Origin of the sequence: Streptomyces sp. BBFR51 (genome assembly GCF_044591655.1) — a bacterium.
GTDB lineage: Bacteria > Actinomycetota > Actinomycetes > Streptomycetales > Streptomycetaceae > Streptomyces.
The window spans coordinates 5,141,520-5,153,147 of record NZ_CP172448.1 but is presented as its reverse complement, the minus strand read 5'-3'; the positions used below and the strand labels follow the sequence as shown (position 1 = coordinate 5,153,147).

The 11,628-nt window shown below is 71.7% G+C and carries 12 protein-coding genes; 5 read left to right on the top strand and 7 right to left on the bottom strand.

Annotated elements, in window-relative coordinates; translation table 11 throughout:
* Positions 1-9: 9 nt before the first annotated feature.
* Entirely contained in the window at positions 10-597 is a 588-nt protein-coding gene (locus ACGH7X_RS23710; protein WP_019329587.1) for a sigma-70 family RNA polymerase sigma factor, read from the bottom strand.
* Positions 598-1,065: 468 nt separating this feature from the next.
* Positions 1,066-1,677, bottom strand: coding sequence for a response regulator transcription factor (locus tag ACGH7X_RS23705; protein ID WP_003948568.1), 612 nt, complete (start codon positions 1,675-1,677; stop codon positions 1,066-1,068).
* A gap of 381 nt (positions 1,678-2,058) precedes the next feature.
* Between ACGH7X_RS23705 and ACGH7X_RS23700 the strand changes: the two genes are divergently transcribed.
* Positions 2,059-2,397, top strand: a complete 339-nt coding sequence (locus tag ACGH7X_RS23700; RefSeq protein ID WP_029394253.1) for a WhiB family transcriptional regulator — start codon at positions 2,059-2,061, stop codon at positions 2,395-2,397.
* Between the two features lie 46 nt (positions 2,398-2,443).
* Here ACGH7X_RS23700 and ACGH7X_RS23695 read toward each other — a convergent pair whose 3' ends face one another.
* On the bottom strand, positions 2,444-3,364 hold the full coding sequence (locus ACGH7X_RS23695) for a LysR family transcriptional regulator (protein WP_399887673.1): 921 nt from the start codon (positions 3,362-3,364) through the stop codon (positions 2,444-2,446).
* 96 nt (positions 3,365-3,460) lie between these two features.
* Here ACGH7X_RS23695 and ACGH7X_RS23690 point away from each other — a divergent pair, with 96 nt between their 5' ends.
* From ACGH7X_RS23690 to ACGH7X_RS23675, 4 genes are all read left to right on the top strand, one after another.
* Positions 3,461-4,129 carry an MOSC domain-containing protein gene (locus tag ACGH7X_RS23690; protein WP_399897285.1) on the top strand — a complete coding sequence of 223 codons (669 nt, stop codon included), beginning with the start codon at positions 3,461-3,463 and terminating at the stop codon, positions 4,127-4,129.
* A gap of 41 nt (positions 4,130-4,170) precedes the next feature.
* Entirely contained in the window at positions 4,171-4,944 is a 774-nt protein-coding gene (locus tag ACGH7X_RS23685; RefSeq protein WP_399887671.1) for an SDR family NAD(P)-dependent oxidoreductase, read from the top strand.
* Positions 4,945-5,173: 229 nt separating this feature from the next.
* Positions 5,174-5,818: a LysE family translocator gene (locus tag ACGH7X_RS23680; RefSeq protein ID WP_399887669.1), complete on the top strand. Its 645-nt coding sequence runs from the start codon at positions 5,174-5,176 to the stop codon at positions 5,816-5,818.
* Positions 5,819-6,045: 227 nt separating this feature from the next.
* On the top strand, positions 6,046-7,302 hold the full coding sequence (locus ACGH7X_RS23675; RefSeq protein WP_399887667.1) for a hypothetical protein: 1,257 nt from the start codon (positions 6,046-6,048) through the stop codon (positions 7,300-7,302).
* Between the two features lie 332 nt (positions 7,303-7,634).
* Here the strand turns inward: ACGH7X_RS23675 and groL are convergent, their stop codons facing one another.
* The 4 genes from groL to ACGH7X_RS23655 all read right to left on the bottom strand — a co-directional run bounded on the left by groL (position 7,635) and on the right by ACGH7X_RS23655 (position 11,624).
* On the bottom strand, positions 7,635-9,260 hold the full coding sequence (groL, locus tag ACGH7X_RS23670; RefSeq protein ID WP_399887665.1) for a chaperonin GroEL: 1,626 nt from the start codon (positions 9,258-9,260) through the stop codon (positions 7,635-7,637).
* Between the two features lie 119 nt (positions 9,261-9,379).
* A complete protein-coding gene (gene groES / locus ACGH7X_RS23665) occupies positions 9,380-9,688 on the bottom strand; it encodes a co-chaperone GroES (protein ID WP_003974211.1) in 309 nt (102 codons plus the stop codon).
* Between the two features lie 320 nt (positions 9,689-10,008).
* On the bottom strand, positions 10,009-10,740 hold the full coding sequence (locus ACGH7X_RS23660; protein ID WP_399887663.1) for a polysaccharide deacetylase family protein: 732 nt from the start codon (positions 10,738-10,740) through the stop codon (positions 10,009-10,011).
* The gene (locus ACGH7X_RS23655; protein ID WP_399887661.1) at positions 10,737-11,624 is read right to left on the bottom strand and encodes a polysaccharide deacetylase family protein; all 888 of its coding nucleotides are present in this window, start codon (positions 11,622-11,624) and stop codon (positions 10,737-10,739) included. Before ACGH7X_RS23655 ends, ACGH7X_RS23660 begins: the two co-directional genes overlap by 4 nt.
* Positions 11,625-11,628 lie beyond the last annotated feature (4 nt).

The following is an 11,628-nucleotide window of genomic DNA, read 5'->3' as shown; positions in this document are numbered from 1 at the left end:
GGACGGCGGCTACTGCTCCGCGAGTGCCCGCAGCCGGCTCAGCGCCCGGTGCTGGGCGACCCGCACGGCACCTGGTGACATTCCCAACATCTGCCCGGTCTCCTCGGCCGTGAGCCCGACCGCGATGCGCAGCAGGAGCAGCTCGCGCTGGTTCTCGGGCAGGTTGGCCAGCAGTTTCTTGGCCCAGGCGGCGTCGCTGTTGAGCAGCGCCCGCTCCTCGGGGCCCAGTGAGTCGTCCGGCCGCTCGGGCATCTCGTCGGACGGGACGGCCGTCGAGCCGGGGTGCCGCATCGCCGCGCGCTGGAGGTCGGCGACCTTGTGGGCGGCGATGGCGAAGACGAACGCCTCGAAGGGGCGTCCGGTGTCCTTGTAGCGGGGCAGCGCGAGCAGCACCGCGACGCAGACCTCCTGGGCGAGGTCCTCGACGAAGTGCCGGGCGTCGCCGGGCAGCCGGGACAGCCGCGTGCGGCAGTAGCGCAGCGCCAAGGGGTGGACATGGGCGAGCAGGTCGTGCGTGGCCTGCTCGTCCCCGTCGACGGCGCGGTGAACGAGCCCACCGACCGTCCCTTGGTCAGGGGCCGCCTCGTCGTCACGCATCGGTCCATGGTGCCTTGCGGCCGTCCGATCCGTGGCTCCGTGCCCGTTGTTGTGCACCGAAGCGTTATGAGCAGGTGCGCCGGAACTCATCCCCTGCGCCCTCCCCTTCCGCTCGACCGACTCGTCCCCGAGGAACTCCACACCTCAAGGATGCGTCATCCGCGGCGAAACGAGCAGTGGGCACCCGGCGGGTCGCCTTGTCACCCCCGCTCACCTCGCGATAAGCGGGGATCGCCACGTCCCCGACGGGCCCTTTCGGCCTCCTCCGCACGGGGTGCCCCCTAGGGCCTGTTCGGCGTGTCATGCCGCAGACGCGGGGTCTGGCACGCACATCTGCGGCGTTGTCGTCGGTTGCCGACGCTCCGCGTCGCCGCCCTCCTCCGCCTTGCATCTGCACGCGCCAGACCCCGCTCACCTGCGCTGACCATGCACCGCCCCTTTCCTGCGACCTGACACGCCGAACAGGCCCTAGCGGACCAGGCCCCACCGGAAGCCGAGCGCCACCGCGTGCGCCCGGTCCGAGGCGCCGAGCTTCTTGAAGAGCCGACGGGCATGGGTCTTGACGGTGTCCTCGGAGAGGAACAGCTCGCGGCCGATCTCCGCGTTGGAGCGGCCGTGGCTCATGCCCTCCAGCACCTGGATCTCACGGGCGGTGAGCGTGGGCGCGGCACCCATCTCGGCCGAGCGCAGCCGGCGCGGGGCGAGCCGCCAGGTCGGGTCGGCGAGGGCCTGGGTGACCGTGGCGCGCAGCTCGGCGCGCGAGGCGTCCTTGTGCAGATAGCCGCGGGCACCGGCGGCGACCGCGAGGGCCACGCCGTCCAGGTCCTCGGCGACGGTGAGCATGATGATGCGCGCGCCGGGGTCGGCGGACAGCAGCCGCCGCACGGTCTCGACGCCGCCCAGACCGGGCATGCGCACGTCCATCAGAATCAGGTCCGAGCGGTCGGCACCCCAGCGGCGGAGGACTTCCTCGCCGTTGGCCGCCGTCGTCACGCGCTCGACGCCGGGCACGGTCGCGACCGCGCGGCGGAGCGCCTCTCGGGCAAGCGGGGAGTCGTCGCAGACGAGGACGGAAGTCATGGCCGTCCTCCGCAGCTCTTGCGCGTCACGTTGAGCCTCCAGGCTGGTACGAAATCGTCACCTGTGCGGTCGACCGTCCCGGACGCCCGCCCGAGCACTTGTTCCTTCAACCGCCTCCGCACTCTCAACGATGGTCACTCGAAAGAGTTACGGGGCTGTGTGTCGTCTTCGGCACTCTACGTGAGGGGGCGGCCACGCAGCAGACATGCGCCTCGGACCCGCCCCGTTTCATCACAACCGGTGCCCCATTTAGCCGCTTTTCTTCCACTTCGCTGGTGTCTGCGGCTAGATTCGCAATGAGTCATATTTTCATCTCCTTAGATCGTAGTTGTACGGTCGTGGACACCGTCTCCACCCAGAACGGCTACAAGGGGTCACGCAATGGCAGATTTCTCCCGCCTTCCCGGACCGAACGCGGACCTGTGGGACTGGCAGCTCCTGGCTGCGTGCCGCGGGGTGGACAGCTCGCTCTTCTTCCATCCGGAGGGCGAACGCGGTGCGGCGCGGAGTGCTCGCGAGAACTCGGCCAAGGAGGTCTGCATGAGGTGCCCGGTCCGCGCCGAGTGCGCGGCGCACGCGCTGGCGGTGCGTGAGCCGTACGGCGTCTGGGGCGGGCTGACCGAGGACGAGCGCGAGGAGCTGATGGGACGGGCACGCAACCGCCTGGTGGCGGCGACGGCCTCGGCGTCGGCCGGCGGGGAGGCGGCCGCACCTCACTGAAGGAACGTTTCTCTGGAAGAACGCGACGCAAGGCTCCCCGACGCGGTCAGCGCGTCGCCGACTGGCGCGCGCCCGCCCGGGCCAGCTCGTCCAGCGTCGCCGCCACCGCCGGCACCTGAGCCAGGTCGGGCAGGGTCAGCGCGACGATCTCCCGCCGTACGGCCGGCTCCAGCGCGACCGTGCGGACGCCCCGGGGCCGTACGGACTCGACGGCGAGCTGGGGCAGGACGGCGACGCCCAGGCCGGCGCCGACCAGGCCGACCACCGCCGGGTAGTCGTCGGTCGCGAAGTCGATGCGGGGGGTGAAGCCGGCGCCCTCGCAGACCTCGACCAGCTGGCCGCGACAGCGCGGGCAGCCCGCGATCCACGACTCCCCGGCCAGCTCCCCGATGGCCACGGGTCCGGCGGCCTCCGTGCGCGCGAGCCGGTGCCGCTCGGGCACCAGCGCCACCAGGCGGTCGGTCAGCAGCGGCCGTACGACGAGGTCGTCCCACTCCTCCGCGCCGGCCGCGCCCTCGTAGCGGAAGGCGAGGGCCACGTCGCAGTCGCCCTCGCGCAGCAGCTCGACGGATTTCGGCGGCTCGGCCTCCTCCAGGAAGACCTGGGTGCCCGGATGCGCGGCACGCAGCGCGGCCAGGGCCGTCGGTACGAGGGTGGAGCTGCCGCTGGGGAAGGAGACCAGCCGTACCCGCCCGGCGCGCAGCCCGGCGATCGCGGCGACCTCCTCCTCGGCCGCGGTGAGCCCGGCGATGATCCCGGCGGCGTGCCGCACCAGTGCCTCACCGGCCTGGGTCAGCCGCATCTCGCGCCCGGTGCGCACGAGCAGGGGGGTGCCGACGGACGACTCCAGGGCCTTCATCTGCTGGCTGACGGCGGGCTGGGTGCAGCCCAGCTCGCGCCCGGCGGCGGAGAAGGAACCGGTCGATGCCACGGCGCGCAGCACGCGGAGATGACGAGCCTCGATCACACCACCGAGGATAAGCGACGCTTTGACCGGACGGCGAATAATGCGTCGACGCTTTGACAGGGGCTGTCCTACCGTTCCTCCATGAACCGTTCCGCCATGCAGCTTCTGTCCGTCAACCTGGGCCGCGCCGAGGCCGTGCCGTACACGGACCAGCCCGAGGGCGTCACCGGCATCGACAAGCGCCCCGCCGACGGTCCCGTACGGGTGGCGGCGCCCTGGTCGAAGGGCGTCGGGGCGAGCGGGCTCGCCGGGGACACCGTGTGCGACACGCGGCATCACGGCGGCGCGGACCAGGCGGTGTACGCGATGGCGCGCGAGGACATGGACGCCTGGGAGCGCGAACTGGACCGTCCGCTGCCGAACGGCTCCTTCGGCGAGAACCTCACCACCACGGGCCTGGACGTCTCCGGCGCCCTGATCGGCGAGCGCTGGCAGGTCGGGCCGGAGCTGTTGCTGGAGGTGACGTCCGGACGCATTCCCTGCCGCACCTTCCAGGGCCACATGGGTGAGGAGCGCTGGATGAAGCGCTTCATGGAGAAGGGCGCGCCGGGCGCCTATTTCCGGGTGATCGAGCCCGGCGAGATCCGCGCGGGCGACCCGGTGCGGATCGTGCACCGGCCCGCCCACGAGGTCACGGTCGCCCTGCAGTTCCGGGCGGTGACGACCCAGCGGGAGCTGCTCCCCCGGCTGCTCGCGGCGGGCGACGCGCTGCACCCGGAGGCGCTGGCGTCGGCGCGGAAGTACGTGGCGCGGTACGGCGCCTGAGTGAAGCGGACCTGCCCGGTCCGGACCCATAACCTTGCGCCATGACAACGGCATTGATTACGGGATCGACGGCGGGCCTCGGCGCCGCGTTCGCGCGTCGGCTGGCGGCCGACGGACACGACCTGGTGCTGGTGGCCCGCGACACGAAGCGGCTGCGCGAACAGGCGACCGAACTGCACGACCGGCACGGCATCGAGGCGGAGGTGCTGACGGCGGACCTGTCGACGGACGCCGGCATCGACTCGGTGGCCGCCCGGCTGGGGGCGCGCAGAAACCCCGTCGACCTGCTGATCAACAACGCCGGCTTCGGCAACAAGGGCCGTTTCCTCGACGTCCCCATGACCGACGAGCTGACCATGCTCAAGGTGCACTGCGAGGCGGTGCTCCGGCTGACCTCGGCGGCGGTGGAGGCGATGCGCGAGCGGGGCCGCGGCGGCGTCGTCAACGTCGCCTCGGTCGCCGCCTTCGTCCCGCGCGGCACCTACGGCGCCTCCAAGGCGTGGGTCGTGCAGTTCACCCAGGGCGTGGCGAAGGACCTGGCCGGCAGCGGCGTACGCCTGATGGCCCTCGCCCCCGGCTTCGTCCGCACGGAGTTCCACGAGCGGGCCGGCATGGGCACGGACAGCATCCCGAACTGGATGTGGCTCGACGCGGACAAGGTCGTCGCGGCCGCCGTCGGCGACCTCGCCCGCGGCAAGTCCCTCTCGATCCCCGACCCCCGCTACAAGACCCTCATGGGCGCGGCGAAGCTGGTGCCCCGGGGACTGCTGGGCGGGATCACCTCACGGACGGGGCGCAAGTACGGGCCGCAGTAGGGGCGGGGGCGACCTCCGCCCCTTCGCCCGCCGGACGTCCCCGACGTGGACGTCCGCCTTCCGGTGATCGTCAAGCATGCCCGCGTACGGGGAGGGAGGCGGCGAAGGGCAGGGCCGTACCCTGGGGCGGGCGAAGCAGGCGTTGCCGATGCGTCGCAGCCGCCCTTGGCAATCAGGTGCCGTCCTGCTCCGAGCACCGGCCACCCGACGAACGATCAGGAGTTGACCGGTGATCAGTCCGGCCGCGGCGGGGGGAGTGGCCCTGGTCGAACTGGGCATGGCCCTGACTCCCGGACCGAACATGATCCACCTCGCGTCCCGTGCGATCACCCAAGGTCGCAGGGCGGGCCTGGTCAGCCTGAGCGGGACCGCTGTGGGGTTCGTGTGCTACCTGCTGGCCGCGGCCGCGGGCATGTCCGCGTTGTTCGCGGCCGTACCGCCGGCGTACACGGCGGTCAAGCTCGCCGGTGCCGCCTACTTGGCCTACCTGGCCTGGGACATGCTCAGGCCCGGTGGCCGCTCGCCCTTCGCCCCGGCCGGGGACGTGCCTCCCGTCTCCGACGCCCGCCTGTTCTCGATGGGGCTTCTGACCAACCTGCTCAACCCCAAGATCGCTCTCCTGTACGCCGCTCTTCTGCCCCAGTTCATGGATCCCCAGGCGGGCCCGGCCTGGGCGCAACTGCTCCAGCTCGGTGGGGTGCAGATCATCGTGGGAATCTCCGTGAACGCCGTGGTCATGCTGGGCGCCGCACGGGTGTCGGGGTTTCTGGCCGCCCGGCCACGCGTGATGACCGCTCAGCGGTTCGCGTCAGGCGGCTTGCTCGGCGTCTTCGCGCTGCGCACCGCCCTGTCCCGTACGCCCGGCTCGGCCTGAGCCGGGCCCGCGCGGTCGGTCGGGGACGGGACCTACTGCCCCCGCTGCGTGAGGTGACCGCTTGACGAACGGTCCGGCCGAGTCGGGTCCGGGCAAGGATCGTCACCCGAACGTGTGGTCTACCCCGGTCCGTACGTCACGTTGTGTGGCGGTGCGACGTAGCGTCAGGTGGCTGCGCCCGCAGCGTGCGGGAGGTCGCAGGTCGGCAAGGGAGAGGGCGGCATCGGGTGAGCGCGGGTACTGGTGACGGGGGCGGACTGTTCGTCGACGGCACCGACAGGGGGCGTACGGACAGGGGACGCACGGAGAGGGCTGCGGAGGACGGCACGCGGCAGGCGGTTGCCACCGGACCCGACCGGGGGCCGGTGGGCGGCGGTGCGGCGGTGATGTTCTCCGACCACGCACCCTCCGACTCCGACATGGTCGGCACGCCCGCCCCGGACCCCGGGCCCGCTCCGGTGCCCCGCGCCCGCACCGCCGCACCGCGTGGAGCGTCGTCCCGGCCGGAGAAGAGGCAGTCGGGAAAGGTCGCGCAGCGGATCGTGCCGTACGACCTTCAGCCCGACGTGCTGCGGCTGGAGCTGATCGAACTCGGGGACGCGTTCCGCGCCTATCAGCGGCGCCCCGAACCGGACCTCGCCGTCCTGGCCGAACTGCACGACCGCAAGGCCCGCGCGTTCGCCGTGTGGGGCACCGTCACCGGCGACGCGTCGCTGCGCGAGGAGGCGGAACGGGCGGGGGCGGCGGCACGGACCACCCGCGAGATGAACGCGAACCGCGTCGGCGTCGATGGGGACGGGCCGGTCGTCGAGCGGTTGCTGACCCGGGCCCAGGCCGCCCACGGGCGCACCGTGCTGGAGCACGTGCGGGCCCACGCCCCGCTCCCCGAGGCCGAGGCGCGGCTCGCGGTGCTGATGCTCACCCTGCGGGCCGCGCGCGCCGGTACGGGGAACGTCACGGGGCAGGATCTCACCGGCTGGCTGCAGGGAGATGCCGAGCGGGTCCTCCAGGAGCTGGCCGACGTCGGCTGGCTGCGGCTGCCGGAGGACGTCACCGCCGACGACGCGCTGACGTCCCGGCCCGAGGAGCCCACCAAGGTCACCGTCCCCACGCTGCTGCCCACCGAGCCACGCCCGTTCTCCTTCGGCAAGGTCACCCGTGCGAGGCTCTCGGGGTGGGCGCAGAAGGTGGTGGGCGACCGGAAGCTCCGTAAGAAGAAGGCGTGCGCCGCCACCCGGCTCCTCGCCGTGTACACCGCCGCCCACAGTCGGCCCGACGGGCGTCTCGGAGGCGTCGGCGAGGACGGCGGCGGCCTCGCGCTGGACACGGTCGCCTCGTTCTGCGCTCTGCGTCCCGAGGATGTCGCCGAACACGCCGGGCTGCTGGTCGCCGCCGGCTGGCTCGCCGAGGAGGCCGACACCGCCGGGGGAAGGCTGCGGGGGCGGCTCGCCGAGCGGGTACTGCCGCTGAGCGGGCTGCTGTGACGGCTCCTCGGTGACACGCCACCTTCATGTCGCCGAGGCAGCGGCGGTCGCCGACGCGGTCGCCGCGTCCTTCGTCCTCCGTCTCAGCGCCACCGCGCGGCGCCCGCCTGACCCGACGGCCGGCCTCGCGGGCGAGCCTGCGGCCGACGCCGTCACCCGCGGGCGGGTGCCCGGGCGCGACGCGGAGCCGCGGCCGGCCCACGAACAGCGAGGCGTTGCCGGCGCGGGGCCCTGGCGAACCCGATCGGACGGACGCGAACCCGGCGGCGCCACAAAGAAGCGGTGCCCAGCCCCCCGCAGGGGACTGGGCACCGTTCAGCTCAGCGCGGCGCTCAGTGCGAGTGACCGTGGCTGTGGCCGCCGGCGGCCGGCTCTTCCTCTTCCTTCTTCTCGACGACCAGGGTCTCGGTCGTCAGGAGGAGGGAGGCGATGGAGGCGGCGTTCTCCAGGGCGGAGCGGGTGACCTTCACCGGGTCGATGACGCCGGCCTTGACCAGGTCGCCGTACTCGCCGGTGGCGGCGTTGAAGCCCTGGCCCTTGTCGAGCTCGGCGACCTTGGAGGTGATGACGTAACCCTCCAGGCCGGCGTTCTCGGCGATCCAGCGCAGCGGCTCGACGGCGGCGCGGCGGACGACCGCGACACCGGTGGCCTCGTCGCCGGACTTGCCGAGGTTGCCCTCGAGGACCTTGACGGCGTGGACCAGCGCGGAGCCACCACCGGAGACGATGCCCTCCTCGACCGCGGCGCGGGTCGCGGAGATGGCGTCCTCCAGACGGTGCTTGCGCTCCTTGAGCTCCACCTCGGTGGCGGCGCCGACCTTGATCACGCACACGCCGCCGGCCAGCTTCGCGAGGCGCTCCTGGAGCTTCTCGCGGTCCCAGTCGGAGTCCGTGGACTCGATCTCGGCCTTGATCTGGGCGATGCGGCCCTGGACCTCGTCGCGCTTGCCGGCACCGTCGACGATGGTGGTGTCGTCCTTGGTGACGGTGATGCGGCGGGCGGTGCCGAGCACCTCGAGACCGACCTGGTCGAGCTTGAGGCCGACCTCCTCGGAGATGACCGTGGCGCCGGTGAGGACGGCCATGTCCTGGAGCATCGCCTTGCGGCGGTCGCCGAACCCGGGGGCCTTGACGGCCACCGCGTTGAAGGTGCCGCGGATCTTGTTGACGACGAGGGTGGAGAGCGCCTCGCCCTCCAGGTCCTCGGCGATGATCAGCAGCGGCTTGGAGGCGTTGGCCTGGATGACCTTCTCCAGCAGCGGCAGCAGGTCCGCGATGGAGGAGATCTTGCCCTGGTTGATCAGGATGTACGGGTCGTCGAGGACGGCCTCCATGCGCTCCTGGTCCGTCACGAAGTACGGCGACAGGTAGCCCTTGTCGAAGGCCATGCCCTCGGTGAAGTCCAGCTCCAGACCGAAGGTGTTGGACTCCTCGACGGTGATGACACCGTCCTTGCCGACCTTGTCCATCGCCTCGGCGATCAGCTCGCCGACCTGCTGGTCCTGGGCGGACAGACCGGCGACGGCGGCGATGTCGGACTTCTCGTCGATCGGGCGGGCCGTCGCGAGGAGCTCCTCGGACACGGCGGCCACGGCCGCGTCGATGCCCTTCTTGAGCAGCGCCGGGGAGGCGCCGGCGGCGACGTTCTTCAGACCCTCGCGGACCAGGGCCTGGGCCAGCACGGTGGCGGTGGTGGTGCCGTCACCCGCGATGTCGTTGGTCTTGGTCGCCACCTCCTTCACCAGCTGGGCGCCGAGGTTCTCGTACGGGTCCTCGACCTCGACCTCGCGGGCGATGGTGACGCCGTCGTTGGTGATGGTGGGGGCGCCGAACTTCTTGTCGATGACGACGTTGCGGCCCTTGGGGCCGATCGTCACCTTCACGGTGTCGGCGAGCTTGTTGACGCCGCGCTCGAGGGCGCGACGGGCGTCCTCGTCGAACTTCAGGATCTTCGCCATGGGAGCGTGAGCCCTCTTCCGGAAATCTTGGGGTTATACGGCACTGCGCCCCCGACACCCGGCTTTTTTATGGTCGCGGGAGCCAGGGGCGCAGCTGGAAAGCAAGGTGCTTCGGTGAATTACTTCTCGACGATCGCGAGCACGTCGCGGGCCGAGAGGACGAGGTACTCCTCGCCGTTGTACTTCACCTCGGTGCCGCCGTACTTGCTGTAGAGCACGACGTCGCCAACGCTGACGTCGAGCGGAAGACGGTTGCCGTCCTCGAAGCGGCCCGGGCCCACGGCCAGGACGACGCCCTCCTGGGGCTTCTCCTTGGCGGTGTCCGGAATGACCAGGCCCGAAGCCGTGGTCTGCTCGGCGTCGAGCGGCTGGACCACGATGCGGTCCTCGAGCGGCTTGATGGCAACCTTGGAGCTGGTGGTCGTCACGATCCGACCTCCCCCTTCGGAGATCTCACGGGGTTAACTGTCTGAGGTGGCGACCAGGTGGATCCGTCGTCGCGGGTGCCGGACCTGCCCGTCGCGTAGTTGGCACTCTCCAGTGGGGAGTGCCAGTGCCGAGACTATGACTGCGATTAGCACTCGGTCAAGCGGAGTGCCAATGCCGGCGGCGCGTCGCCGGGGTTTTCGGGTGAACGCCGGTGCGTGGAGGCACCCTGCGTCGGTGCCGGGCCCGCTGGGGGCTGCCGCCCCCAGGCCCCCGCTTCGGCCTGGACGGCCTCGTCCTCAAGCGCCGGACGGGCTGGTGATTACAGGTAGTTTTCCAGCTTGCCCACCCTGAGCCCCTGCTCCTCGATCGTCTTCAGCAAACGCTCCGTGCGGGCGGTCAGGTCCGCGCCCGTGGGGTGGTCCGGGTCGACGGCCACGATGTCGCCTGGGTGGAGGCGGTTCTCGCCGCGGGTGCAGGCGAGGGCGCCGTCGGCGTCGAGGGTGGCCCGCCACAGGACGAGGGCCGTGATGCCGCAGTCGGCGGCGGCGCGCAGGGTCGTGGTGTCGTACGTGCCGTGGGGCGGGCGGAAGAGGTGGGGGCGGACGCCGAAGCGGGACTTGAGCTTGGTCTGCTGGCCGCAGATCTCGGCCCGCTGTCCTGCGTAGGGCAGGCCGCGCAGGGAGCGGTGGTCGAGGGTGTGGTTCTGCATGCTCGCGCCGACCGAGCGCAGCCGGGCGAAGTCGCCGTAGGCCGGCCCCGCGACGGTGTCGGTGAGGAACAGGGTGACCGGGAGCCGCCGTTCGCGGATCAGGCCGGTGAAGCGGGGGTCGCGCTCGGCGCTGTCGTCGTAGGTGAGGAAGACGACCCGGTCGGTGGTGCGGACGTGGTCCACGACGGGCGGCAGGTTCCGCCCCTGGTCGCCGTCCTGGGCTCCACCCTGGGCGGGTCTTGTGGCCCCGGTGTGTTCGGCGGGGGCGGCGAGCTGGGCGCAGCCGGCGAGCAGGAGGGCGGCGAGGACGGCGAGGGCCGGCCGGAACCGCCCTCGGCTCACAGGTAGTCCTCCAGCCGGGCCACCGCGTACCCGTCGGCGGTGATCCGGTTCAGGAAGCGGCGGACCATGTCGGTCATCGTGCCGTCCCAGTCGCCCTTGCCCCGGAAGTGGGTGAGGACGATGTCGCCGGGGTGCAGGTCCTGGTCCCACTCGCGGTACTCCCAGTGGTCGACGTACACCTCCTCGCTCCAGATCGGGGCGTACTTGATGCCGCAGGACTTCGCGGCGCGCAGGGTGTCGTGGTTGTAGTTGCCGAAGGGCGGGCGGAAGAGGGCGGGGCGCTTGCCGTAGTGCTTCTCCATCACGTCCTGCATGCCGCAGATCTCCCGTTTCTGCTCCTCGTAGGAGAGCGCGGGGAGGTAGGGGTGGCTCAGGGTGTGGTTGTTGAGGGTGATGCCCCGGGCCTGCATCTTCTTGAAGTAGCCGTAGTCGTCCTTGATCTCCTCGTCGGTGAGGAAGACCGTGTACGGGATCTTCAGCTCGCTCATCATCTTCAGGAACGCCGGGTCCTTCTCGGCGCCGTCGTCGATGGTGAGGAAGACGATCTTCTCCTTGGTGGGGACGGTGGTGAAGACGGGCGGGAGGTTCTCCGTCTCCTGACCGTCCACCTCGAAGCCCTCGCGGGCCTTGATCTCCGGCTTCTTCGCGGGGGGCGCGGGGGCCGCCAGCGGGACCTTCCTGAGGTCCCAGCGCTTGGCGGCGGCGGCCAGGGCGGCCCGGGCCTCGCGCGCCTTGGCCGCGCCGTCGAGCGCGCGGGCCGGGGGCGCCTGCGCGGCTTGCTGACCGGCGGCGCCCCGCACCCCGTGGCCGTCGTCCTGCGCACAACCGGAGGCGAGGGCGGCGAGGGCGAGGGCGGCGGACGCGGTGACGGTGGCGCCGCGCATCCGG